Origin of the sequence: Nocardia sp. NPDC059228, assembly GCF_042754245.1 — a bacterium.
Taxonomy (GTDB): Bacteria; Actinomycetota; Actinomycetes; order Mycobacteriales; family Mycobacteriaceae; genus Nocardia.
The window spans coordinates 25596-49000 of sequence record NZ_JBHZAL010000030.1; the positions used below are offsets into that span (position 1 = coordinate 25596).

Here is a 23405-nt window from a genome sequence, read left to right on the forward strand (position 1 = left end):
TGCGGAGGCGTCAGCCCGTGGTCTCAGATGCACCAGACCACACTGCCCAGGGGGAAGCAGATAGCAATTGATCCATCAGCGGGAGTAACCGCCGTCGATGTCGAACTTGGCGTCGCGGCCGAAGCTGCCGGAGCTGCGATAGCGCCCAACGGCAGGGCAATAGCGATGGCGGCCACGAACTTGATCATTTTGCTGGACATATCTGTTCCTCGATGTCGAGTGACTTGTCCAGTGCAGCCGGGCAACCTCAGTGATTGCCGCCGAGCCGCTGCGCTGGTGATTGAGCGGCGAAGTCTGCTGAGGCAGACAGTGGTACGACTGCTGTCGCTCGTTTCGCCGCTCTCGGAAGCGGCTCATGACGCACTTCGTCGTTCTCGACCCCGACCGTTTGTCATGGTCCTGATGACGAGCGATAGCCACACGATGAAGTTGCCGAACCAGATCCTGTGTGGGAATGGTCCGGTGCCAGGCACTGTCGCCACCACGTCGACCTGGCGGCTCCGGTAGCTGTTGTCGACCGAAGCGACGTCCTCTCCACAGTTTTTGAGAAAGGACGATCTTCAGGCTAACCGCGATCGGCCAGCGTCCGCTAGGGGCCAGAAGCCTCCATTCGCGGGTCCAGCATGCCGACCAGCGGAGACTGCTCAATTGCCGAGACCGATCAGATCAGTGTCCGCAGGATCATGAAGACGGCGGCTACGCCGAAGCAACCAAGTCCGACGACCCATACCTTGAACATCTGCCGCATCGGTGTCAGCTTGCCCACAAGCCCCGCGTCCAGGTCGGCGATGTCTTGTCGCCGCGCGAATGCGGCGCCGTGTGCGCCCCAGGTTCCCACGTCGAGTTCGTTCTGTTCGAAACGCTCCAGCCAGAGCTCATCCTTGCGGCCGGCGAGGCGATGACTCGCCATCAACATGATCGACATGATCGAGACGATCAGCGCGAGGAGCGAGGAGACGACCCGCGCGACGGGGTCGTTGCCCGCTCCCATCGCGATACTGAACAGGAAGGCCTGAGCGGTCAGACTGAGCGCAGGCACCTGCCAGAGCAGATTTTCGTATTGCAGGTGCCGGTCCGCCACCGCGAAGTAGACCAGCTCCAGGTCGGGCGAACGCGGCGAAGATGGCTCGTTCACGAAAGCCTCCGAGACAGATCGCCCTCGTCGCGCCGCTCACCGATCAGTCCGGCGCGGGCCAGGAGCAAGCAGCTGACCACGAGCACCCAGACCGGAAACACCAGGGTCAGCCACCGGCTCATCTCGCTGCCGATCAGCAGCACCAGGGCGGCCAGGTAGCTGAGCGCGACGAGCCAGCGGGGCATCAGCCTGGTCTTCAACCAAATCGTCGCGAGCGAGATCATGAACACCGCGGCCATCCGCAGCGCGTAGGTTTGGCTCGCCGAGATCACCATCATCCTGGCGAAATTGATCACCTCGGTGCGGGCGGCCGGATCGGTGACGCTGTTGTTACTCGTCACAAGACCGGCGATACCAGCGGTCGCGACGAACATCATCGCGACGAAGAGCAGTCCGCTGCACAGGAATACCGTCAGGAAGAATCGGTCTTCGTGGCGTCCGAACCCGTCGCGGACGACGCCGATGAACCACAGGAAGCTGATTCCGGCGAATGGCATCAGCACGGTCGCCGTGGTGAGCGCACCGCGCCGGCTCTGCAGCCATTGCGCCGAATCCTCGACGTGGTCGGGCATTTGAATGCGGATCAGGATCAACGTCGTACCGAGTAATATCGCGAAGAGCACTCCGGCCAGTGCGGCGGCTCGCGGCGTTGACAGTTGGCCCAGAGGCGGCGCAGGCTTGCTCTGTTGCGACGGAGTCGGCATACGGTCATCCTGCCAGAATGGGTTGCCTGCCCCGGGAATTCGGCGGTATCGCCACCGCGTATCGCGGTCGGGCAGCCTAACAAATCGACAACAATTTCACCCCGACCTCAGCCGATTCGCGGCATCCGTATTCGGTGCCGAATGCAGGTTACGACACGGTCTCAATAGGTGGCTTATTGCGAAAGGTGTGGACACATGCCATCCGCCGATCAGGACTGGAGCAAACCAGCAGCGCTGGCCATTCCCAAGGAGGGCTACTTCGAACTGCAACGCGGCCGATACGGTCCCACCTTTCCACGAACCCCGGCCTGCTACGGGTTCTCGATCATCGCGAAGGTGAAACCTGGCCGGGAAGAGGCCATCCGCGCCCACGGCCAGCGGATCCAGGACGCGGTGGCCGCAAGCCCGGACGTATTGGCACCGCTCCGGCTGCACTACCTGCGGTGGCTGCTGTTCGACGTCGGATTCGGACTGTACTTCCAATATCAGGGCATCTTCGACACCGATTTCGACAAGTACACCGAAGACGCCGTGACGCTGTTCTCGCAGACGGGTATCGACACCGTCTTCACAAACCTCGAGGGATTCCCGGAGGACTGGAAGGAGAATCCGGAGTCATTCGTGGAATTCGTTCGCAAACACCAATTTCCGAGCTTCCTCGAGTACGGCGAGTACCCCTACGCCACCGCTGACGAGATCAAGAAGGCGCTGCGGGCGAAGGCGGCGTTCTCCGACATGCTCGACCAGATGCAGTAGCCCGGGGCCATGCTCGAACTCGAGGATATTCAGCACATCCTGCTGACCCGCACCCCGGCGGTGACCGGCCGCTATGAGTTCCTGTCCTTCGACGACCCCGCCGGGGGCCGGGCCTGGTTGACGCCGCTGCTGGACCGGGTGCAGTCGGCCGCGGACGTGCGCGCCACGATGGACAGTTCGCAGCGGTGGGTCACACTGGCCTTCACCTGGAATGGGTTGCGGGCACTCGGGGTTCCAGACCGAGCGCTTGCCACCTTTCCCGACGAATTCCGCGAGGGCATGGCCGCCCGGGCCGACATCCTGGGCGACACCGGCGCCAATCATCCCGACAACTGGGTGGGCGGACTGGCCGGCGCCGACCTGCATGCCATCGCAATCCTGTTCGCCCGCACCGAGGAAGAACGCCAGCGCTGCACGGCCGAACACGAGAAACTGGTGGCCGGCTGTCCGGGGGTGCGCGTGTTGTCGTTCCTGGATTTGAACGCGACACCGCCGTTCAACTACGCCCACGACCACTTCGGGTTTCGAGATCGCCTGTCCCAGCCGGTGATGGAAGGATCCGGGGAAGAACCGACCCCGGGCTCGGGCGCGCCGCTGCAACCCGGTGAATTCATCCTGGGCTACCCCGACGAGGACGGGCCACCCCACGGGCTGCCGCAGCCGGAGGTCTTGTCCCGCAACGGCAGCTACATGGCCTACCGGCGGCTGCAAGAACACGTGGGTGCCTTCCGGGACTTCCTGCGTGAGAACGCCGACACGCCGGACGGGCAGGAGCTCCTCGCCGCCAAAATCATGGGCCGGTGGCGCAGCGGCGCGCCGCTCGTGCTGTCACCGGACCACGACGATCCCCAGCTCGGTGCAGATCCCTTGCGCAACAACGATTTCAACTACAAGCAGATGGACCCGCACGGTTATGCGGTGCCGCTGGGCTCGCATGCGCGCCGACTCAACCCGCGTGACACCGCGGTGAACATGAACCGGCGCAGGATGATTCGCCGCGGTGCCACCTACGGGCCGGCGCTGCCCGAGGACGCGCCCGACGACGGCGCGGACCGGGGCATCGCCGCGTTCATCATCTGCGCCAGCCTGGTTCGCCAGTTCGAGTTCGCCCAGAACGTCTGGATCAACGACAAGGCATTCCACGAACTCGGCAATGAGCACGACCCCATTTGCGGCGCCCAGGACGGCACCCTGGAATTCACCATCCCCAAGCGCCCGATCCGAAAGGTGTTCACGGGCCTGCCCGCCTTCACCACTCTCAAAGGCGGAGCGTACTTCTTCCTGCCCGGTATCAGCGCCCTGCGCTACCTGGCCACGCTCGAAAACCGAGAGGTGACCTCATGAGCAGCCTGCCGACGGCACGCACCTACAACCAGAGCCACATTCCGCGCATGGCCGACGGGCGGCGGCGGGTCAGCATCTACTGGACGTGGAGCTACCCCTGGGAAGCCCAACGCGACCCCGCCGAAATCTACAACCGTTTCTCCACGATGACCGAGGTCCGCAACGTCACCTGGCCGGCCTACGAGACCCCCGAATACGACAAGGACCATTTCCTGCAAGGTATCGCCGGCACCCTCGAGCTGTTCCACCGCTCGACACTGGATTTCCAGCAGCTGGCGGGGCAGGCCACCGGCCATCCCGTCGCGGTCTTCCAGCGCATCGATCAGGCCGGCTACTTCCTGCCCATCGACGAACGCATCCTGGCCGACACCGACACCCTGATGGTGTTCGGACTCGACCATGTCCTCGCCGAACAGCAGGCCGCGCCCGAGGAGATCGACGCCATCCGTGCGTGGCTGCAACGGGAGGGCACCTGTCTGCTGCTGGCGCCACACCACGACGTCGGCTTCACCGACGACAACGCGCAGCGACAGATCGAATACCAGCATCACGGCGATCCGCTCGTGCCCCGCCAGCAGCGATTCGGCCAGTACACGCGCTCGCTGATGAAAGCGCTCGACGTGCCGGTGCACAACATCTGGGGCCTACGCCCGGCAGTCGTCGAAGGCACAGATCAGATCGCCCCCGTCACCGCGTTCCGCGACCTGGACACACCCCAACTTCTCGACCAGGTCACCACATTCAACTTCCACCCCCATCTGCCCCACTACCAGCTCACCGCGCCCGAAAGCGACTCACTCCGAGTGCTGGCCAGCCAGCGCGTCGACCCCCACCGACCGCACCCCTTCACCAGCGCCGGAAACACCGAATTCAACACCTTGATCTGGATGCCGCCCGCCGGCCCGCGCGCCGGCGACATCCTGCTCATCGACTCCACCAACTTCACCACGCTCTTCGGCGGCACCGACAGCCTCAGACACCTCTGGCACAACCTCGCCACCATGAAATGACCTGGCGCCCACGGTGCGCACATAGGCCATCGCCGCACCCTACGGCGCCCGGGTTGGTTAAGGTGCAGCCGCGGCAAGCAGGTCGAGGTAGCGGCGAGCGAAAAGGTAGGCGTCGCCCGGCCATCGGGCGGACAGGTAGTTGCCATCCAAGACGACGAACGCGGGGTTGTCGTCGGTGGCAGTGCCGCGTCTAACGAGTTCGATTGGCCCCCTTCGAAATTGGCTGTCGGGATGGACGAGGGCGTCGCGAACCTCGTCCTCGACGTATGCGGAGTAGGTGCGGTAGTAGCGGCCCAAGCGCCAAGCGGTGAGAAAGTAGGCGGTACGTTCCATATATTTCGGTAGGCAGGTGGTGCTGCGGTCGGCCAGCACACTGCGGCCCGTGGACGGGTCGTTGGCGCGGGCCAGCACCAGTACTCCGTGGCAGATCGCGCCGACCGGACGCTCCAGTGCCCAGAACCTGGCGACCTGTTGTTGTAGCAGGTCGGAACCGAGGTACTGCCGCATGCGGGGTGCGTGGCCACCGGGCAGAATGAGCCCGTCGTATTCCTCGACCTCGAGGTCGGACCAGGACACCGTCGCCCGAAATTCGGGAGATTCGGTGAGTTGCCGGTAGTACTGCTTCGGCTCGTCCTCGGCCCCCAACTGCCCGAACAGCACTCCGGTCAGCAGCCGTGGATCGGCGTGGGGCACGGTGCCGGCGTGCTCGGTCGCGAATACCACCTGGTGTCCAGCGTCGGTAAGAATCCGCCAGGGCACCGCCACCTCGGTGACATCGAAATCGCTGTCGGGGAGCGGCATCAATACGCGCATGACGGCATTATTACAGGCTTCGTCTCCGTGGCCGGATCGAGCAACCTACCTGCCGAGATAGCCCTCAACGCCGGGCTGCCGCCGAATGCACTACGGCACAAGGCATCTTTCGACCAGCCCAATATTCGACATCGCCGATACGGCACAGCCATTATGTGGTTCGCAGGTCTTCGGCCTGGGCACCGCCGCTGTTCGTTCACAGCACTGCGATCGGTGACCAACAGACCCTGCCCCCGGGCCGACGCTGCCACCCGGCCCGGGGAAATCGACTCATCCTTCCTGCCTCGCCCGAGACGAGCCGGGTCAGGCGAAGCGGCGGGCCTTGGCGACGAGGGCAGCTCGGCCGCGCGGGGTGATGCGGTAGCGGCCACGCGGGCGACTAGGAGTGATGAGTCCCCGGGATTCCAGGCGGGAGAGGGCATTTCGGGTGCGCCAGCTGGTCAGTGCGGCGGACTGCTGGATTTGCGGGGCGGTCAGAACACGATCCGGGTGGAGGGTGGTAAGTACCGCTACTTCGGCGGGAGTCATCGGGTCACCTCAGGGTTTGGGGGCGATGGCGGCCGGTGGGATGGCCTGGCGGACAGGGGATGTCGAGGTGCCCGCCGGTGGACAGGGGCAGGCGGAGGGTGGTGGGGCGGGACTCGCGACCGAGGCGGTACGAGTCCCACGCGGTGCGGGCGGTGATGGCGGTGCAGACCACGATGATGGACAACAGCGCCCATGCGTCCCAGGGCATTTCGGACTCCCTTTTGCGAGGAATTCTTCGAGATTCGGTGTGGCGCGCCGTATTCAGTAGACACTGCTCGGGACGAATTGACACCATCGAATCGTGCAATTCATTCCAATTCGTTGGACATCCACCGAGGGCTATTCCAGTACGGAACTTCCCAGATAGAGAGGCTAACGAAATGGCGGGATCGACATTGCCCCGCAGGGCATTTGGACGTGCGCTCCGAAGCTTTCGCCTTCAGGCCGGAAAGGGGCAACTCGCGGCCGGTCGGCATATCGAGATGTCACCCCAGAGCGTCGGACGACTGGAGGACGGCCAGCGGGTCAAGATGTGCACAGCACAGATCAGGGACCTACTCGAGTTCTACGGCGTCCCCAATCCGAGCCCGAAACGGGACGAGGTGCTGCGGTTGTGGGAGGAGGTCAAGCAACAGGATCTCATCATGAAGGCGCAGGGCGGCACCGCCGGCTGGTGGCGGGCCTACAGCGATCAGCTGGCTGCGCACTTCGATCACTACCTGAGACTGGAGGAAGAGGCGGATCACCTGACAACACATCAACTTTCGCTGGTACCTGGCCTGTTGCAGACCGCTGAGTACCGCCGAACCCTCATCAGCTTCGCCGAGCTGGAACTGTCCGCCGTCGATATCGAGCGCCGCCTCGAGTTCTCCGCCCGGCGGCAGGCGCGGCTCGAACAGGACGACTTCCGGCTCGACGCGCTGCTGTCGGAGGCGGTGCTGCGACATCGCCCTGGCGGACCGTCCGTCATGGCCGCACAGCTGCGGCGGCTCAGTGAGGCCGGCGAGCGCGAGAACGTATCGATTCGAGTGGTCCCTGCCGCCACCGAAAACAACTGCGGTCTGGTGGTGCGGTCTTTCACGCTGCTCGAATTCCCGCCACTCACAAACAGATTGGTCGAGCCGCCGGTCGTCTACATCGAAGGCTATGAAGGGGCGATCTATCTCGAACAGCGGGAGGTCATCGCACGGCATCGGCGGGCCATCGACACTCTCCGGCAGGTAGCGTTGAGTGAGGACGCCAGCCGCGATCTGGTGTGGCGCATCGCGAAGGAGTGCACCGCGTGAGCTTCGATCTTTCCAACGCCCAATGGTTCAAGTCCAGCAAGTCCCCGAACGCTTCGGAGTGTGTCGAGATCGCCTTCGCCGACGATGCCGGGCTCGTCGGGGTGCGTGATTCGAAGGATCCGGGTGGGCCGGTGCTCGTCTTCTCCGGTGCGCAGTGGGATCGATTCCTCGGTAGTGGGATCTGGCGATGAGATGCAGCTGGTGATCTCGGCGGATGGAGGCGGAGATCACCAGCGGGGAATTTGCCCTGGTCGCTGAATATTTGCCATCGTGTAGGTAGCCCCCGATTGGGGGCCCGGACGAGGGAGCCGTACCCGGTGTGCGACAAGACGGCCTTCGGAGGTTGTCATGTCGTGGCTGGTGTTGGTCGTGTCCGGGGTTTTCGAGGCCGTGTGGGCCACCGCGCTCGGGAAGTCGGACGGGTTCACCCGGCTCGGGCCGACGGTGGTGTTCGGGGCGGCGCTCGTGGTGAGTATGGCGGGGCTGGCCTATGCCATGCGGGGGCTGCCCGTGGGGACGGCGTACGCGGTGTGGGTGGGGATCGGGGCGGTGTTGACCGTCGTCTATTCCATGGCTACCGGCGGGACCGCGGTGAGTGCGGTCAAGCTGCTGTTGCTGGGTGGGATCGTGGCGTGCGTGATGGGGTTGAAGCTGATCGGGTAGCCGCTATTTCGGAGGTTGCAGCTTGACCGCGTCCGCGGGGACGCTGGGAACCGATTGCACGGTCTGGGTTTTGGCGGCGGGGTCCGTGAGGAGCAGCCGCCAATCCTCGGACGCCCAGAGCACCGTCTCGGTGGTCGCGGTGATGCTGGCGTCGGAGTAAGTGGCGTAGACGGTGAGATCGGCGCGGTCGGGGGTGTAGGCGGTGAGCTTGTAGGCCGTGATGTGGGGGGCCACCACCGGATTGGCGGGGGCGGTGATCGAGACCTGCGCGCGGGCCAGCACCCAGGAGTCCTTGGCTGGACCGGGAATCAGCGAAATGGCCGCCACCTGCGGCCAGGCGCCGTCCGGGGCCAGTGATAGCCGGGTGCTGTGATTGATGGCGGCCAGCGCCGCGCCCTGCGGGGTGTGCGAGAAACCCGCGGCGGTGGTGCCGAGTTTGCTGGGACCGTCGTGACTGCCGATGGGCAGTTGGACTCCCTGGTAGTTCTCCCAGTGCACGTCGGCGGGAGCGCGGGCCGGATCGACCGGTGTGGTGGTCGTTTTCGCGGCGCTCTGATCACTGACTCCGCAGGCAGCGACGCTGAGCACGACCGCGGAGACGAGCAGGGACGGGGCCGCGGCGGCGAAAGTTTGCGCATGGTGTGCTGGCTTGGCGCGCATGAGGATTCCTCCGGATGGACCTGGGCATGGTCGAGAAGTGTTGCGGTGAAGCCGGTTCGGATGACGCGCGGGCGGGCGACGTGTCGTGATCCTACGAGTGCCGGACGCTGATCTACGAGTGTTGCTCGGCTCGGTTTAACAATTCGTCACTCCTGTCACGGAACCGGTTGTGGGGGCTCACGATCCGGGTAAGATCAGGGCCGCAACATGATCATCGCAGGTGGTGGGGTTCATGATGGATCACCGGGACCTGGTTCCGGTGGGCCACCTGTGTAGTCGGCCAGGGGTGCGGAATGCCATGGCATCCGGGGGGATTCGGGCCGTGCGTCCGGTGCTGTCCATTCGGGGAAGGGGAATTGGGGACATGAAGACCACACGAACTTCGATCCTGTTGTCGATGCTGCCCATCGCGCTGGTGGCCGGCCAGGGCGTGGCCGCCGCGGCCCCGGGCCAGCCGGGCCTCGCCGTACCCGGCGACGGGCAACCGGGCCTGAGCACCCAGCCGCAACAACCGCCCGCGAATTCCGCACCCAGCCCGGCGGATTACATCCCGGATCCACCCATCACGCCCCCGAACCGTCCCCGGCCGAAGCAGCAGACAACGCCGCAGCAGGACACCATCATTCAGCCGCAGGTCCAGCCGACTGAACCGCAGGACACCCAGCCTGGTCAGCCCGCCGCGAATACGCCCGAAGTGATGCCTGCGGACCCGCACAAGCTGCGAGTGGGCACGGGCGGCGTCGAGTTGCCGGACTGGATCGATACCAAGACTCGCGATAAGGCACAGGCCTATCTCGACATGGCGGAGTGGCAGATCGCGGCCGCTTACGACCGAATGGGTTTCTCGCGAGACGATTCCGACCGAATGGCGGCTTCGAGCTCGATGGGTGCGCTTCTCGGCGCGGGCACGGTTGGCGTGGCCGCACCAGCAGTGCTGGCGCCGATCGGCTGCGGCGTTGGCGCGGTAGTCGGAGCGCTGGCCGGTGCTGCTATCGCCGGTGTTCCAACTGCCGGGGTTGGAGCGCCTGCGGGCGCAATCGTCGGTGGCATAGCGGGTTGTGTCGGCGGCGGCTCGCTCGGCGGGCTCGTCAGCGTCCCATTGGTAGTCGGCGGCGGCGCACTCGCTGCCCTCGGCGCAGGTGCACTCAGCGGCGGCGATGCGACGCAGCCAGCACCTCCTGCTCCCCCTGCTTTGATCGATACCGCTGCGCAGGTGCCGGTTTCGGATCCGGTGACGGGTTTGCCCGGGGTACGGCCGGTTTCGGCGATCGCCGGATTGCCCGCGCCGATCGCGCAGGTGGCCGCACCAGTGGTGCAGCAGGTCGCCGCAACCGTCGAGCAGCAGGTCATGCCGGTGGCGCAGCAAGTTGCCACCACGGTCGAGCAACAAGTCGCGCCGGTTGCGAAGCAAGTGGCCGCCACGGTTGAACAGCAGGTCGCGCCGGTCGCGCAGCAGGTCGCAACCACGGTCGAGCAACAGGTCGCGCCGGTGGTGGAGCAGGCGGCTACCGGGGTCGGGCAGCAGGTGGCCGCGGTGGCGCCGCAGGCCGCGCCAGTGGTCGAGCAGGTGGTGGACGGCGTGAACGCACAGGTCGACTCGTTCCGCGCCGCCGTGGCGCAGATGCCCCCGCTCACTCCCGAAGCCTTCATGGCTGCCCTGCAACCCGCCTCGCCGGGTGCGTGACCGGAACGGCACGGGCAACGCCGTGACTCCAGACACCAACGCCTCCGACTCCACCCCAGGCCACTTACCTCCAGCCACCTGCCCACCCCCGCATCCCGACCTGACCCGAGCCGACCGCGCCCACGACTTCCTCGCCCTCGACCCCGATCCCGCCGTCCAGGCATCCGCCACGGCCCGGACCGAAGACCGCGCGGCCCAGGCCGAAAGCACCGCGCCACAAGCCAATAACGGCGCAGCCCAGACCCAAAGCGGCACCCGCAGAACCGAATACGGCACACCCCGGGTCGAAAGTGGCGTAGCCAGGGCCGAAAGCAGTACCACTCCACACGCGGCCGACCCGGCACACCGAAGACCCGGCACTGCGCAACTCGAATCCGCTGCAGCTCAGCACCGAACCGGCACTGGTGAACGAGAACCCGAAACAGGTCGGTGGGAACCCGACAGGGGTCGGCCGGGGCGGGGTGCGGCCGCGCGGGTAATCAGCGCGGGGCATTCGGGAGCTGTTTCGGCTGGCGGCGGGGGCGCTCGAGGTACTGGCGGTGGGGTCGACGGGGGCTTGGGTGAGGGTCGGGTTGGGAGTGAAGGCATGGACGGTCGAGGTGGGGCGGGGCGGCATCGGGCTGCGGAGGTTTGGGAGGGGTTCTCGGCGGAGCGGGATAGGGGTGGCGGGAATGTGAGTGGGGGGCGGCCGGTGATGCCGGTGCTGGCTCCGGGCGGTGGGGAGCCGGTGGGGGCGGTGGAGGCGGAGACGCCGGGGTGGGCCTCGTGGCTGACGGAGGGGGCGGTGCCGGCGGCGAGTGAGGCGGGGCGGCAGTCGGTTCGGGCGGACGAGTTGCGGGCCGAGGATCCGATGGCGGCACTGGTGTCCGAGGCGCGGCGGCGGGCGGAGCAGACGCAGCGGCGGTTGCGGATCCGCAATCGGGCACTCGCGATTGCCGGAGTTTCGCTCGCGCTGGTGCTGGTGGCGGGTGCCGGGTGGCTGGCGCTCACGCCGGGCGATTCACCGGCGCCACAGGCGGTTCCGGCGACCAGTGCGGCGGGCACGAGCACGTCCGGCGGGAATCAGCCGGGGCTGGTCGCCTGGTGCCAGGAAATCAGTACGCCGCAGCGGGTGAGCGGCGACACCGCCGGCGACCTCCTCAGTGGGCCCGGCGTCATCATGCACCTCGAATACGCCTGGTACGTGCTGCGCGACGTGGGCGCGGTCCGCGCCCTGCTCACCCCGGACGCCCGCGTCGCCCCGGAACAGGCCACCCGCGATGCGATTTCGGCCACCCCGGCCGGCACCGAGCACTGCGTCACCATTACCGGCGCGGACGCCGACCGCTGGAACGTCACCGTCGACGAGAAACACCCGGACGGCACTCAGACCTCCTGGCAGCAGGTCATCACCACCGCCGCCCGTGACGGCCAGGTCCGCATCACCTCCATCGTCGCCGGAAGTCGGTGAGCCATGGTCGACATCGACGACCGGCTCCGCTCCACTCCCCCCGGTCCCCCCACACCCCGGCCCGGTCTCGCACAGCCGAACACGAGTGCAGAGGTGGAGGCGCGGCTGGTGGAGGCGGCGCGGGCGAGTGCGGCTGGGGGCGAGGGGGATTCGGGGCTCAGTGAGCTGATGCAGCCCGGGCCCGCCGGTTCGCCCACCGATGGCGTGCCATTGCGGGGCGGGCAGGGGCGGCTGGTGCGGGCCGCCGTGCCGCCGGTGCTGGTGCTGGGCGGGTCGGGGGCGTCAGGAGCCAGTACGACGGCGCTGGGGCTGGCCGCGGCGGCGGCCGTGGACAGTGACGGCGAGGTGTGGCCGGTGGTGGTGGACGCGACGCTCGGGGGCGGGGACGTGGCGTTGCGCGGGTGTGACGCGGCGGCTCCGGTGGGGAGCTTGCAGAAGTGGCTCGGCACACCGTATCCGGGGCTGGCATCGAGTGTGGGGGCATGCTCGGGGCAGACGTCGACCGGAGTGCGGGTGCTGGGGCGGACGCCGGACCCGTTGCCGCGCAGGGAATCCCTGGTGTCGGTCGCGCGGCATCTCGAAAACGCGGGATTGCTGGGGGTTTTCGATGCGGGCGCACCGGTCACCAGCCGATTGGCGGCCCCGCTGCTGGCGGACCCCCGGGTCGGGCTGGTGATCACCGTGGCCGCACGTCCCGACGCCATCAACCGCCTCCAGCCCGCCCTCACCTGGCTGGACGAGAACTTCAGCGAATTCGTCGTCGGCGACGCGGTCATCGTCCTCACCGAACAGGTACCCGGTTCGGCCGCAGCGGTTCTCGACCATGTGCGCACCCACCTCGGCTCCTGGGTCCGCGCCGTGGTCCCGATCCCCTTCGACCTCCACCTCGCCACCGGCGGCCCCATCACCTGGCATCACCTCACCGCCCCCACCCGCGACGCCTACCTCACCCTCCTCGGAGCGCTGCGATGACCACGCTCCACGACCCGCACCGCGCATCGCCACCAGACCCGGCACCGCACGCCGCCCACACCCCGGCACCGCACGCCACCGACAACTCGGGTCCAGCACCACACACCGCCCACAGTCCCTTAGATGGCGACGAGACAACCTCTGGTCGGCCGTCTATGCCGAGCGCCGCATGGCAACCACTCGGTGGCGGCGAATGGCATAGCGGCACAGTACGTTCCGACGCACCAGAACCAGGGCCTGTCGCCTCGCCCGCACCGGGACACTCCGACACGACCGCACCGGGACACTCCGACACGACCGCACCGGGACACTCCTACGCAACCGCACCGGGACACTCCGACGCAACCGCACCGGGATACTCCGACGCGCCTCCACCCGGGCAGCCCGCGCCTACGGCTCCACCCGTGCCGATGTGGCATCGAGCGGTGCCGAATCGGCCGCCGCGGCCGCCACTGGTGTGGCTGGTGGGCGTGCACGGCGGCGCGGGGGTGAGCAGTCTCGCGGCCAGTCTCAGCTGGGCGGGGGACGCGGGGCAACGGTGGCCCGCGCGGATCGGGCTGGCGGGGGATCTGGATTCGCCGCTGGTGGTGCTCGTCGGGCGCAGTCATCTGCGCGGGGTGAATGCCCTGCATCGGGCGCTGCTGGCGCATCAGGCCCGGGCCACGCCCGCCGGCAGCCAGGTGGTCGGCGTGGTGACCGTGTCGGATTCGGCCCGGCCGCTGCCGATTCCGGTCGCGCAGCGGCGCGAGGAGATGGAGGGCCTGGCCGTCGCGCTGGGCGCCCGCACCTGGCGGCTGGGCTGGCTCGAACAGTGGCGCGCCCTCGAACCCTACGAAATGGCGGAATGGGATCCCGCCGCCGGTGGCTCACCGGTGGACGACGGGGATCCCACTCGCACTCCCCCGCAACCGGTTCGGCTTCTGGCCGAGCAGATCCTCACCGCGGCGCGCATTGCCGGGGCGCGGATCACCGAACGCGCGCAGCACGGCGCGGAATCAGCCAGTCCATAACCTGAACGAGGTGCGACGTGCATCGAAAACTGCTGCCCAGCGTGGGGTTTCGGAGTTCGGCACTCTTGACCGCGGCCGTCTGCATCGTGGCGGCGGCCGCCGTCGGGCCTGCTGTGCTGAATACGGCGGAAGCCCGGGGCGGGCCGCCGGACACCACGGTCCCCATCGACAAATGCCCGGCGCTGTTCGCGCTCGGCGTCCAGGGCACCGGCGAATCCTCCCCCGACGCCGCCGTCACCACCGACACCGGCATGCTGTCGGAAGTCTTCCGGCCCATGATGGCCGCCGCCAGCGACGCCGGTCTGGTGGACCGGGCCTACGTGCCCTACGAGGCGTCCTTCGGCGGCGCGGTGTCGGTGTCCACCACCACCTACAGCCAGTCGGTTACCGGCGGCCTGGACCGGCTGCGGTCCATGGCCAGACAGGTCACCGACCGCTGCCCCAGCACGAAACTGGCCATCGCCGGGTACTCGCAGGGCGCGCATGTGGCCTCGCAGTTCGCACAGGAGGTCGGCGCGGGCCAGGGCACCGTCCCGGCCGACCGGATCGCGGCCGTCGCGCTGTTCGGCGATCCCAACCGCAATGCCAACGCGCCGCTGTTCCCGGGCAAGCCGGATCAGAAGCTGCCCACCGCCGCACCCGGCACGAACGGCAAATCCGTAGCGGCACTGGGGGATCCGCCCGCCACCAAGACCGCGTCCGGGGCGGGCATCGCCCCCGACAGCGCCACCCTCGAGAACTTCGGCACCCTCGTAGGGCGGGTCGCCGAATTCTGCACCGAGGGCGATCTGGCCTGCGATACCCCGGTGGGTGCGCCGCTGGTGCGGACCGTCGCCAATATCGCTGGGCAGGTGGAGATTTCGGCCGGTGACCCGATCGGGTCGCTGAAATCCATCGCAGAGGCGCTGGCCTACACCTCCATCAAGACCGCCACCTCGGTGGTGAACAAAGACGTGTCCGGCAACTCGCTGTCGGATCTGTCGTACCAGCCGCAGAAGTCGATCTCGCAGCGCATCGCAGACGCCTCCGACCCGAACACCCAGGTCGACGTCCCGGGCGCGTTCCAGGCGCTGCTCAAGGTCGGCACCATCGCCATCAATTCCATTGTGGCCGTGGTGAAGGACATCCTGACCCCGGCCAATATCACCGAGATCGCCACCGCCGGACTGGCCAACCCCCTCGCCGGGCTCGCGGTGTTCGGGGCCAAGCTGGTCGGCGCGGTCACCAACCTGGTGCCGCCCACCACCATCAGCCGGCTCACCACCCAGGCATTCACGGCCGTCACCCAGAACGTCACCGACAACAAGGATCTGCTCGACATCACCACCTGGGTGCGGTACTGGGACACCGCGCAGAAGCACGACTACACCCACGCCCAGGGCGCGGGATTCGGAGAGAGTCCGACCGACTGGGTCGGCCAATGGTTCGCGGCCGTCGCCCACGACCTGTCCGGGGCCGCCACCCCGGGCGCCATCCCGAGTGGTGGCAGCGACAAACCCACGCTGGGAATGGATTTCGCGGGCACCTCGACGACGCCCACCAGCGTCGCACCCAATGGGCAGTTCCCGCTCGGCGGCGGCACCGGCACCGGCACGCCCGGCAGCGGCGTCCCGGTACTGAGCTTCTCCCCCGCCCCGACCACACCCACCACCAGCGGGGCGCCACTGATCCCCGACCTCAGCCCGCGGGCGACGCCATGAGCACCACCGAATCGGAGTCGCGGACAACGGAATCGGAGCCGCCCACCCCGCTGCAGGCGGGCGCGCAGGCGTACACGGGCAGCTGGTCGGACTGGATCACCGGCGCGGCCGGGCCGGTGCGCTCCGGATACGGCGAGTACCCCGAGCAGTCCGGCAGGGTCAGCGCGGCCCGCCACGAGAGCTACGCGGCCGATCGTGACGAGTACGAAGCCGACGAATTCGACGACGAGTACGACGATTTCGACGACGAGGACGAGTACTACGAGCCGCGGTCGGCGGAATCGAATCCCCAGCAGGCGTCCGGCTGGGCCGCCGCCGCTTCGGAGTACAGCGGGCCCGGCGCCCGGCCGGCCTCCGGTCCGTTCCACGCTCGGTCGATCGACGACCCGCCGGACACCCGGCAGGCGAGCGCGTCGCACGCCCGGCTGGGCCGCGTCCGGGCAGGCGATCCGCCACGGACGCTCACGGCCTACGCCCCGGCCCGGCACGCCGCGGGCACCCACGGTCCCCCGCCGGGCTACCCGACCGCCCGCCGACCCCTGAAGCGGGCCGCGCGGCCGACCAGGCAGCGACCGAGATTCGTACTCCCCACGCTGAACGGCGGCCAGTGGGCCGTCCCCCTGCTCGGCCTGCTCGCCGTCCTCGCGGTGACGGCCGCGATCGCGGTCCAGATCGCCAAGGTCACCGGTGGCGACGCACCCGCAAAACCCCATGTCGCCACGCCTCAGGCCGCACCCGCCGCATCCACGCCCACCGCAGCCTCACCCACCGACCAACCGGCGTCGGGCCTACCCGCCAACCTCTGCCCCAACGAGGTGAAGGGCGGCAATGTCCGCGGTAACGGGCCCGGCAGTACCAAGTCCGGCCCGGACGCCATTCTCGCGCTGCAGAACCGCTACTACGTCGACCGCTCGGGCAAGGCGGTCCGTGAGATGTTCGCGCCGGACGCACCCACGCCGACCGTCGACCAGATCCAGGCCGGTATCGACAGCATCCCGGTGGGCACCACCTACTGCGTGCAGATCATGCCCGGACCCTTCGACGGCCAGCACATCATGGTCGTCACCGAACAGCACCCCGACGCCACCAAACGCACCTGGTCCCCGCAGCTGGTCATCACCACCAAGATCGGAGACGCGACCCTCATCTCCGCCATCGTGCCCATGAACGAGGACACCCCCAAATAGCCGCCGCGCCACGACCGGAACACCGCCAACCCCGCCCCGGCGGCACGCCGGGGCAACTCAGGGTTTGCCAGCCGTTTTGGAAATGCGGGGCGGGTGGGCTAGTGTTCTCTCTCGCAGCCGGACGGGCCGAAGCGGGCCGGATGGAAGCGATGCGGATGTAGCGCAGCTGGTAGCGCATCACCTTGCCAAGGTGAGGGTCGCGGGTTCGAATCCCGTCATCCGCTCAACACAGACAACGGGACGCAGCGCTCGAGCCGCGAAAGTTGTTCTTGCGCAGTAGATCCCGAGCATATTCGCAGCCATATCGGCCCGATTTCCCGGTAACCTTGTCAGAGTGACCATGTTGCTCAGCGCCTTCCACGACACTGTGCTTTCCCAACACGCCGTGCTCGCCCAGCTCGGCAACCCGACACCGGAGACACCGCCGGTGGCGGACAAGCTCATGAAGCTCGTCCGGTACTTCACCTGGTTCGTGTTGCTGTCGGGTGTCCTGGGCATCACCTACGCCGGTGGCCGCTTCGCCTGGGAGAAGTGGTCGGGCGGCGGGCTCGCCTCCCCGAAGATGGTGGCCGGAGCGATGATCGGCGGAATCATCGCCACCAGCGCGGGCACCATCATGAATGCCGTCATCGGATCCTGACCGTTCCACGGCAACTCCGGCCGTTCAGCGCGTGGTGCGCCGTGTGTCGGTGGGCACCGTTAGGCTCGTCGAACCGACTGGCGAAGACGGGTAGGGGCCTTGACGACGAGCAATGCACGCACCGCGCGCACCACACCGCGCGACGACCCGGCCGAGGGAGTCGACTTCGGGCTGGAGCACGTCAACGAGGTGCTGGCCGCCATGGCCGGCGATGTGGTGGCCGATCGGCCACGCGATGCCGAGTTGATCACCTGCCGGCTCGGACTGGACGGGGAGGGTCCGGAGACCCTCATGCTGCTGGGCGCGCGATTCGGGGTCTCGCGCGATCGAGCGCGGCAGCTGTACACGCGGGCCGTGGGCACCATGCTGCGGCAGACACTGGCCATCGGGCAGCACGATCTGGGGGTGTTCGCGGAACGGTATCCCGTGGGGTGGGGTGATGAGCGACTGGTGCGGACACTGCTCGCGGAAACCTATGCCACCGACGGCGATATCGCGGCCCAGGACTGGGCGTATCTGAAGCTGCGGCTCGCCGGGCACGATCTGCAGGACTCGAAACGACTGGCGGGCTTCGTCTTTCAGCGCATCGCAGGGTGGCAGCAGAAGGGGCGCTGGCATCTGCTGCCCGCGGCGCAATCCGACGACACACCCGACGACATGTGGAATACGTGGCTGCGGCGCGTCGAATGGAGCGACGGCAGCCCCGAGGACCTCCCGGTCCTCCCGGCCGGACGCCTGGACTACGACGATGACGGCCGCGGGCGCATGTACTCCGAAAAGCTCGGCCGCGAAGTCACTTTCGACACCGCCCTGCAGGCGCGCCTGCTCCGCCTGCTGGACGCCAGCCCGCGCGTGGAATCCTTCCGCGAGCTCCCCGCCGCCGTCACCTACGACCTCGATGGCGCCGACCGCGTCCACTACCCCACCGCCGCAGCGCGATTCACCGATGGCCGCACCGTCCTCATCGACGTCCTCCCCCTCGCCCACACCGCCCTGCACCCCCAGCGCGCCCGCGCGGCAGCTTCCCGTGCCCACGCCTTCTCCCGCGGCTGGGGCTGGCTCACCTGGACCGGCAGCCGCGACGGCATCCAGGAACTGCTGTCGCGCACCGTGAATTCCCACCACGAGTCCACCCTGACGAGCCGACTGTCCACGGGCCCGATGAGCTGGCCCGCCCTCGATGCCTACCGCACCGAGACCGGCATCGACCTCCTCGACCTCGCCGCCCTGGTCCTACGCCACGACTGGCACTGGCACCGCGCCCCCTTCCGCCTCACCCGCTGACCCGCTTCAAGTCAGGGAACTCTCACCGGGGAATTTCGCCCGATACCCCGCGCTGTGAGCTCCCTGATCTTGAAACCCTGTGGGGGACCGGCGTGGCCCGGGTCTCGGCACGGGCAGATTCGGCGGCATCTCGATCATTCGCCTGATGGCCGGCGAGGTGGTCACCATCTGGCCGGAGCATCTCGGCCAGCGGTCTTCTATCGGGGCGCAGAACGGTCGAGGTCGTGGCCGAATCAACTCGTGGCGGTGCCGAATCGGCATGCGACGCTGACCGATCAACGCACGATGGTGCTGAACCCGCATGCGACGCTGCCGAATCAGCTCGGCACGGCGCTGAACCAGCACTCGGCGGTGCCGAATCAACTCGTAATGGCGCCGAATCAGCTTGCGGCGGTGCCGAATCAACTTGCGGCGGTACCGAACCAGCGGGGCAGGACTTCGAGCAGGTCCTGCTGGTCGGAGCCGGACCAGGCGATGTGGCCGTCCGGGCGGAGCAGGATCGCGGGGGTGGTGAGTTCCTCGCTGACATCGACCACGTGGTCGACGCGGTCGGACCAGCCCTGGACCGACAGCCGGCCGGCCTGGTCGAGGAGGAGGCCCCGTCCCTGGTGCATGAGCTCGTAGAGGCGGCCGCGCTTCAGGGCCACATCACGCTGGCGGCGACCGCGGAGGTCGTCGCCCGGGCCGAAGTCGTAGCGGACGCCGAGGGCGGTGACGCGTTCGATCAGGAACCGGTGGACCTCTTCGAATTCCATCAGTTGGCCGAGCAGGCGGCGCAGGGCCTGGGGGCCGGGTTCGAGGGAGGTGAGTTCGCTCATGGCGCGGGCGGTGTCGAGGACGTCGGCGGCCACCGGGCGGCGTTCGGATTCGTAGGTGTCGAGGAGATCGGCCGGGGCCCAGCCGTTCACGGCCGCGGCCAGCTTCCAGCCCAGGTTGAACGCGTCCTGGACGCCGAGGTTGAGACCCTGACCACCATTGGGCGGATGGACGTGCGCCGCGTCGCCCGCCAGGAAGACGCGGCCCGACCGGTAGGCGTCGGCGAGACGGGTGGCGTCGCCGAAGCGGGAGAGCCAACGGGGTGAGTGGGCACCGAAATCGGTGCCGGCGATGGCCCGGACCTGGCGCTTGAGCTCGTCGAGGGTGGGCGGGACATCATTGTCCTCGGCCACGCCGTCGGCGGGGGCGCCCAGCCGGTACACGCCATTGCCCAGCGGCATCGCACCGAAGCGCCGATGCGTCTTGTGCAGTTCGGTGACCAGCGCCATCACCTCCTCCTGCGGTGTGGTCAGCTCCACCTCGCCCATCAGCGTCTCGAGCCGGGCGGGCTCGCCCGGAAACCCGATGCCGAGCAATTTCCGCACCGTGGACCGCCCGCCGTCACAGCCGACCAGGTAACGCGAGCGCAGCCGGGAACCGTCGGCCAGCTCGACCGTCACCCCGTCCGCGTCCTGGCTCAGCCCGGCCACCGCACACCCGCGCCGGATCTCCGCGCCCAGCTCGACCGCGCGCTCGGCCAGCAGGCGATCGGTGATCGGCTGCAGCAGACCCAGCACGAACGGAAACGTGGTGTCCAAGCGCACCGGCCGCGCGGGCACGATGCCCGCGAAGAAGGCACTCGGATCGTGCTGCTTGCCCAGCGCCAGGAATCGATCCGCCACACCGCGCTGATCCAGCACCTCGACAGTGCGTGCGTGCATCCCCATCGCCCGCACCACCTTGGTCGGCTCCGGGTCCCGATCCAGCACGAGCACCTGCACCCCGTGCAACCGCAACTCCGCGGCCAGCATCAGTCCCGTCGGCCCGGCGCCCGCAATGATCACATCGGCCATGAATCGCCATCCTCCTGATTTCCGCAGGTAATCGCCTGTCGGCCGACGATTCTGCGGCACCCCCCGGGCCTTGCCGCAAGCCCCCCACTGCGATATACGTTGAAAGGGGAAGCCCAACTCTCGGCGCTCTCAGGGACTTCGCCCCCGAACCCCCGGAAACGCTCGGGGGCTACGCCCCCAAACTCCCAGGAAATAGCGGTGTTCCGCGTGAACCCGCGGATGCGCCGGGCTCGGCCGCTGAGGTGAGGTTCGGTGGGCTACTTCAGGACCAGGCCCGCGGCGATGAAGGTGATGATCACCATCACCGCGAACCAGGTGATCAGCTGCCAGTGCAGGATCGCGGACTTCTGACTCGCCACCGTGAGCCGCAGCGTGGCGTCGACCCGATTGTGGTCGGCGATCTTGCGGCGGGTCTGGGCCAGATCGTCGGCCTGTTGCTGGGCGGCGATCTCCGCGCGCTCCAGACGGTGGGTCATGCGCAGCAGCTGCTTGGTCTTGTCGCGGGTGGCCTTGCGGGCCAACGCCAGAGCCGTGCGCTGATTCATGAGTTCCTGACGCTGCCGTGCGATGACGGCCGCCTGTGTCCGAGTGTGGCGTTCCCAGTCGGTCACCGTCGCCCATCCTCCCATGTGCTCGTCGCGGCAGCCGAACGCTATCGCCCCGTCCACCCAGCCCGTTACGAATTCACGGAGTTCACAGGCGGATTGGCGAGCCGACACCACACCGCCGGGGCCGGAGGACAGCAGGCCGCCGACCACCCGGTACTCGCAGCCCTCGGCGGCGAAGTCGTCGAGGCCGAGCGCGGGCAGCTGCGCGGTCCAGAAACCCGGCGGGCAGATCCACAGCACTTCACCACCACCGCCGGCCCGGAGCTCGGCGGTGACCACACGGGAACGCGCCAACTCGGGTGGCGCACTGGACACCTCGATGACGCCGCTGCGATCACCCTTGCGCCACAGCACATCCGAGAGCTGCGCACCGACAGCGACATCCAGCTGGACATCCTCGGCGCCGGCCGCCAGCAGCCGGCCGCGCAGCCAGAATTTGAGCCGCTGCACATCCCAGCGGCAGTCCGCACAGTCGGTTTCCCGGCACCGCTCCCCCGCCGCATGGCCACGCCCGTCGGCACTGCGGACAGCCGTGTCCGCGTCACCCCGCACAGACTTCTCCACCGTCCCGCGCACAGACTTGTCCACGGCCGAATCCCCCACGGCGGTCGCAGGATTCGCACGCGGATCCGGGTCGGCAAGGGCCACCGACCGCTCCCGCGGAACTTCCACTCGCCTCGTGCTCACAAGATCACCCCAGCCACCACACACACGGAAGGACCGCTTCCGTCCTATCGGAAACCACCAGCCCGAGCCGTCACTTCCAGAGTGCCGCAGGGCATGCGTCCGAAGACACGAAAGCGACCAGATTCGTTACCCAACCGCGAGCCGCGTGTGATCAAGCGCGGCGTGGATCGTAACCCGTGCCCGGGATGCCGGACCGGCCCGCCGCCGCTAGTCTTTCGAAATGCCCCCGAGTCAGTCCCCGAAGCCGCAGCTCAGCGCTCTCCATCCAACACTGCGGGCGGCGCGCTCGGCGAACTCGGTGGCATTCGCGCTGCAGGGGTTCTTCCTGGCCGTGATTCTCACCGAGCTCCCGCAACTGAAGGACAAATTCACGCTGTCCGACGGATTGATCGTGGCGATCGTCGCGCTCATCTCGCTGCTCGCGGGCGTGGGCAGCATCACCGCCGAGCGGATCGCGCTGCACTGGTCGAGCCGCACCGCGCTGCGGATCGGGCTGGGGCTGATCGCGGTCTCCGGTGTGGCGATCGCACTGTCGCCGAACATCATTGCGGCCTTCGTGGCCCTGGGGATGTACGGCGTGGCCGTCGGCATCGTGGACGCCGGGACCAATATGCAGGCGGTATTCATTCAACATGGCTATGGCCGATTCATTCTGGTCTCGTTCTACGCGGCCTGGAGTGCGGGATCGATCACCGGGGCGCTGTTCGTCTCGGCGTTCGAGGCGCTGAAAGTGCCGTTGCAGGCGTCGATCCTGGTGGCCGCGGCGGTGGTGGCCATCGGCTGCCTGGCGGCGGGACCGCGACTGCTGGGCACCGACGAGGCCGAAGCCGGTCCGGCCGAACACGAACCGGCCGGCTCGGTGCCGATGCGCATCTTCTGGATCTTCGGCGCGGTGATCGCCCTGGCCTTCGCCATCGACCTCGCGGTCGGCAACTGGTCGGCGCTGTACCTGAAGGACGAACTGCTGTCCTCCTCCGCGACCGCCGCGCTGGCGCTGGCCGCCTACCAGGGCGCGTCGCTGCTCGGCCGCCTCACCGGCGACCTGTGGGTACGCCGGTTCGGACCACGCACGGTGGTGCGGGTGGCCGCGGCGGTCGGGTCGGTCGGTCTGGTGATCGTGGTCACCGCCCCGGGACCGGTGGCCGCGATCCTCGGATTCCTGGTCGCCGGAATCGGATTGCCGGTGATCGCGCCGCTGTGCTTCAGCGAGGCCGGGCAGCTCACCAGCGGACGCGAGCTGGATGCGCTCATCGCGCGGCTCAATCTGTTCAACTACGCGGGCACCCTGGTCGGTGGCGCGGTGGTGGGTGCGGTCGCCGACGCCGCCGATCTGCGTGCCGGATTCGCGATTCCGCTCGCCTTCGCGGTGGTGCTGATCGGCTGCGCCCGGGTCTTCCATCGCCGCACCGACGCCACCCCCGCGGCCGCCGAGCCCGCCGCGGAGCCTGCTTGACT

The 23405-nt window shown here is 68.0% G+C and carries 24 protein-coding genes, 1 tRNA gene and 1 riboswitch; of the genes, 16 read left to right on the forward strand and 9 right to left on the reverse strand.

Translation table 11 applies throughout. From position 1 onward, the window contains the following. Positions 1 to 23 precede the first annotated feature (23 nt). From ACFXKA_RS32940 to ACFXKA_RS32950, 3 genes are all read right to left on the reverse strand, one after another. Complete coding sequence (locus ACFXKA_RS32940) at positions 24 to 200, reverse strand: hypothetical protein (protein ID WP_379430267.1); 177 nt, start codon at positions 198 to 200, stop codon at positions 24 to 26. Between the two features lie 461 nt (positions 201 to 661). Further along, positions 662 to 1135 (reverse strand): hypothetical protein, encoded by a 474-nt coding sequence (locus ACFXKA_RS32945; protein ID WP_354836779.1) that lies wholly within the window; start codon positions 1133 to 1135, stop codon positions 662 to 664. Next, on the reverse strand, positions 1132 to 1839 hold the full coding sequence (locus ACFXKA_RS32950) for a hypothetical protein (protein ID WP_354836781.1): 708 nt from the start codon (positions 1837 to 1839) through the stop codon (positions 1132 to 1134). Before ACFXKA_RS32950 ends, ACFXKA_RS32945 begins: the two co-directional genes overlap by 4 nt. Positions 1840 to 2034: 195 nt before the next feature. On the opposite strand from ACFXKA_RS32950, the gene ACFXKA_RS32955 reads away from it, so the two are divergent. The 3 genes from ACFXKA_RS32955 to ACFXKA_RS32965 are packed head-to-tail and all read left to right on the forward strand — an operon-like array spanning position 2035 to position 4949. Next, entirely contained in the window at positions 2035 to 2595 is a 561-nt protein-coding gene (locus ACFXKA_RS32955) for a hypothetical protein (RefSeq protein ID WP_354836783.1), read from the forward strand. A gap of 9 nt (positions 2596 to 2604) precedes the next feature. Beyond that, complete coding sequence (locus tag ACFXKA_RS32960) at positions 2605 to 3939, forward strand: peroxidase (RefSeq protein WP_354836785.1); 1335 nt, start codon at positions 2605 to 2607, stop codon at positions 3937 to 3939. After that, positions 3936 to 4949, forward strand: a complete 1014-nt coding sequence (locus ACFXKA_RS32965) for a hypothetical protein (RefSeq protein ID WP_379430268.1) — start codon at positions 3936 to 3938, stop codon at positions 4947 to 4949. Before ACFXKA_RS32960 ends, ACFXKA_RS32965 begins: the two co-directional genes overlap by 4 nt. Positions 4950 to 5006: 57 nt before the next feature. Here ACFXKA_RS32965 and ACFXKA_RS32970 read toward each other — a convergent pair whose 3' ends face one another. From ACFXKA_RS32970 to ACFXKA_RS32980, 3 genes are all read right to left on the reverse strand, one after another. Beyond that, complete coding sequence (locus ACFXKA_RS32970) at positions 5007 to 5762, reverse strand: type 1 glutamine amidotransferase domain-containing protein (RefSeq protein ID WP_379430269.1); 756 nt, start codon at positions 5760 to 5762, stop codon at positions 5007 to 5009. A gap of 303 nt (positions 5763 to 6065) precedes the next feature. Next, positions 6066 to 6290 carry a hypothetical protein gene (locus ACFXKA_RS32975; RefSeq protein WP_379430270.1) on the reverse strand — a complete coding sequence of 75 codons (225 nt, stop codon included), beginning with the start codon at positions 6288 to 6290 and terminating at the stop codon, positions 6066 to 6068. A 4-nt stretch (positions 6291 to 6294) separates the two neighbouring features. Continuing rightward, positions 6295 to 6498, reverse strand: a complete 204-nt coding sequence (locus ACFXKA_RS32980; protein ID WP_379430271.1) for a hypothetical protein — start codon at positions 6496 to 6498, stop codon at positions 6295 to 6297. 172 nt (positions 6499 to 6670) lie between these two features. On the opposite strand from ACFXKA_RS32980, the gene ACFXKA_RS32985 reads away from it, so the two are divergent. The 3 genes from ACFXKA_RS32985 to ACFXKA_RS32995 all read left to right on the forward strand — a co-directional run bounded on the left by ACFXKA_RS32985 (position 6671) and on the right by ACFXKA_RS32995 (position 8239). Further along, a complete protein-coding gene (locus ACFXKA_RS32985; protein WP_379430272.1) occupies positions 6671 to 7576 on the forward strand; it encodes a helix-turn-helix domain-containing protein in 906 nt (301 codons plus the stop codon). Further along, on the forward strand, positions 7573 to 7767 hold the full coding sequence (locus tag ACFXKA_RS32990; protein WP_379430273.1) for a DUF397 domain-containing protein: 195 nt from the start codon (positions 7573 to 7575) through the stop codon (positions 7765 to 7767). Before ACFXKA_RS32985 ends, ACFXKA_RS32990 begins: the two co-directional genes overlap by 4 nt. Positions 7768 to 7851: 84 nt before the next feature. Beyond that, positions 7852 to 7915: riboswitch (guanidine-III (ykkC-III) riboswitch) on the forward strand. A gap of 9 nt (positions 7916 to 7924) precedes the next feature. Beyond that, positions 7925 to 8239 (forward strand): DMT family transporter, encoded by a 315-nt coding sequence (locus tag ACFXKA_RS32995; protein WP_379430274.1) that lies wholly within the window; start codon positions 7925 to 7927, stop codon positions 8237 to 8239. Between the two features lie 3 nt (positions 8240 to 8242). On the opposite strand, the gene ACFXKA_RS33000 is transcribed toward ACFXKA_RS32995, so the two are convergent. Then, on the reverse strand, positions 8243 to 8899 hold the full coding sequence (locus ACFXKA_RS33000) for a hypothetical protein (RefSeq protein ID WP_379430275.1): 657 nt from the start codon (positions 8897 to 8899) through the stop codon (positions 8243 to 8245). A gap of 322 nt (positions 8900 to 9221) precedes the next feature. Here ACFXKA_RS33000 and ACFXKA_RS33005 point away from each other — a divergent pair, with 322 nt between their 5' ends. The 9 genes from ACFXKA_RS33005 (at position 9222) to ACFXKA_RS33045 (ending at position 18826) form a co-directional block, all read left to right on the forward strand. Further along, positions 9222 to 10583: a hypothetical protein gene (locus tag ACFXKA_RS33005; RefSeq protein ID WP_379430276.1), complete on the forward strand. Its 1362-nt coding sequence runs from the start codon at positions 9222 to 9224 to the stop codon at positions 10581 to 10583. A gap of 673 nt (positions 10584 to 11256) precedes the next feature. After that, a complete protein-coding gene (locus ACFXKA_RS33010; protein WP_379430277.1) occupies positions 11257 to 12033 on the forward strand; it encodes a hypothetical protein in 777 nt (258 codons plus the stop codon). 3 nt (positions 12034 to 12036) lie between these two features. Beyond that, positions 12037 to 13005 carry a MinD/ParA family protein gene (locus tag ACFXKA_RS33015; protein ID WP_379430278.1) on the forward strand — a complete coding sequence of 323 codons (969 nt, stop codon included), beginning with the start codon at positions 12037 to 12039 and terminating at the stop codon, positions 13003 to 13005. 425 nt (positions 13006 to 13430) lie between these two features. Next, the gene (locus ACFXKA_RS33020) at positions 13431 to 14015 is read left to right on the forward strand and encodes a hypothetical protein (RefSeq protein WP_354836805.1); all 585 of its coding nucleotides are present in this window, start codon (positions 13431 to 13433) and stop codon (positions 14013 to 14015) included. 17 nt (positions 14016 to 14032) lie between these two features. Continuing rightward, entirely contained in the window at positions 14033 to 15715 is a 1683-nt protein-coding gene (locus ACFXKA_RS33025; RefSeq protein ID WP_379430279.1) for a cutinase family protein, read from the forward strand. Continuing rightward, the gene (locus tag ACFXKA_RS33030) at positions 15712 to 16902 is read left to right on the forward strand and encodes a hypothetical protein (protein ID WP_379430280.1); all 1191 of its coding nucleotides are present in this window, start codon (positions 15712 to 15714) and stop codon (positions 16900 to 16902) included. The genes ACFXKA_RS33025 and ACFXKA_RS33030 overlap by 4 nt, the downstream gene beginning before the upstream one ends. Before the next feature lie 151 nt (positions 16903 to 17053). After that, positions 17054 to 17126, forward strand: a tRNA-Gly gene (locus ACFXKA_RS33035). 116 nt (positions 17127 to 17242) lie between these two features. Next, positions 17243 to 17542 carry a hypothetical protein gene (locus ACFXKA_RS33040; protein WP_354837076.1) on the forward strand — a complete coding sequence of 100 codons (300 nt, stop codon included), beginning with the start codon at positions 17243 to 17245 and terminating at the stop codon, positions 17540 to 17542. Between the two features lie 99 nt (positions 17543 to 17641). Then, the gene (locus ACFXKA_RS33045; RefSeq protein WP_379430281.1) at positions 17642 to 18826 is read left to right on the forward strand and encodes a hypothetical protein; all 1185 of its coding nucleotides are present in this window, start codon (positions 17642 to 17644) and stop codon (positions 18824 to 18826) included. 401 nt (positions 18827 to 19227) lie between these two features. Here the strand turns inward: ACFXKA_RS33045 and rox are convergent, their stop codons facing one another. Together rox and ACFXKA_RS33055 are read right to left on the reverse strand one after the other, a co-directional pair. Beyond that, positions 19228 to 20655 carry a rifampin monooxygenase gene (gene rox / locus ACFXKA_RS33050; RefSeq protein WP_379430282.1) on the reverse strand — a complete coding sequence of 476 codons (1428 nt, stop codon included), beginning with the start codon at positions 20653 to 20655 and terminating at the stop codon, positions 19228 to 19230. A 257-nt stretch (positions 20656 to 20912) separates the two neighbouring features. After that, positions 20913 to 21950, reverse strand: a complete 1038-nt coding sequence (locus ACFXKA_RS33055) for a hypothetical protein (RefSeq protein WP_379430283.1) — start codon at positions 21948 to 21950, stop codon at positions 20913 to 20915. A gap of 220 nt (positions 21951 to 22170) precedes the next feature. Here ACFXKA_RS33055 and ACFXKA_RS33060 point away from each other — a divergent pair, with 220 nt between their 5' ends. Then, positions 22171 to 23403, forward strand: coding sequence for an MFS transporter (locus ACFXKA_RS33060; protein WP_379430284.1), 1233 nt, complete (start codon positions 22171 to 22173; stop codon positions 23401 to 23403). Positions 23404 to 23405 lie beyond the last annotated feature (2 nt).

Coding starts and splice junctions, on each gene's coding strand:
- ACFXKA_RS32940 (WP_379430267.1), bottom strand. CDS start 200: ATGTCCAGCAAAATGATCAAGTTCGTGGCCGCCATCGCTATTGCCCTG.
- ACFXKA_RS32950 (WP_354836781.1), bottom strand. CDS start 1,839: ATGCCGACTCCGTCGCAACAGAGCAAGCCTGCGCCGCCTCTGGGCCAA.
- ACFXKA_RS32955 (WP_354836783.1), top strand. CDS start 2,035: ATGCCATCCGCCGATCAGGACTGGAGCAAACCAGCAGCGCTGGCCATT.
- ACFXKA_RS32960 (WP_354836785.1), top strand. CDS start 2,605: ATGCTCGAACTCGAGGATATTCAGCACATCCTGCTGACCCGCACCCCG.
- ACFXKA_RS32965 (WP_379430268.1), top strand. CDS start 3,936: ATGAGCAGCCTGCCGACGGCACGCACCTACAACCAGAGCCACATTCCG.
- ACFXKA_RS32970 (WP_379430269.1), bottom strand. CDS start 5,762: ATGCGCGTATTGATGCCGCTCCCCGACAGCGATTTCGATGTCACCGAG.
- ACFXKA_RS32975 (WP_379430270.1), bottom strand. CDS start 6,290: ATGACTCCCGCCGAAGTAGCGGTACTTACCACCCTCCACCCGGATCGT.
- ACFXKA_RS32980 (WP_379430271.1), bottom strand. CDS start 6,498: ATGCCCTGGGACGCATGGGCGCTGTTGTCCATCATCGTGGTCTGCACC.
- ACFXKA_RS32985 (WP_379430272.1), top strand. CDS start 6,671: ATGGCGGGATCGACATTGCCCCGCAGGGCATTTGGACGTGCGCTCCGA.
- ACFXKA_RS32995 (WP_379430274.1), top strand. CDS start 7,925: ATGTCGTGGCTGGTGTTGGTCGTGTCCGGGGTTTTCGAGGCCGTGTGG.
- ACFXKA_RS33000 (WP_379430275.1), bottom strand. CDS start 8,899: ATGCGCGCCAAGCCAGCACACCATGCGCAAACTTTCGCCGCCGCGGCC.
- ACFXKA_RS33015 (WP_379430278.1), top strand. CDS start 12,037: ATGGTCGACATCGACGACCGGCTCCGCTCCACTCCCCCCGGTCCCCCC.
- ACFXKA_RS33030 (WP_379430280.1), top strand. CDS start 15,712: ATGAGCACCACCGAATCGGAGTCGCGGACAACGGAATCGGAGCCGCCC.
- ACFXKA_RS33040 (WP_354837076.1), top strand. CDS start 17,243: ATGTTGCTCAGCGCCTTCCACGACACTGTGCTTTCCCAACACGCCGTG.
- rox (WP_379430282.1), bottom strand. CDS start 20,655: ATGGCCGATGTGATCATTGCGGGCGCCGGGCCGACGGGACTGATGCTG.
- ACFXKA_RS33060 (WP_379430284.1), top strand. CDS start 22,171: ATGCCCCCGAGTCAGTCCCCGAAGCCGCAGCTCAGCGCTCTCCATCCA.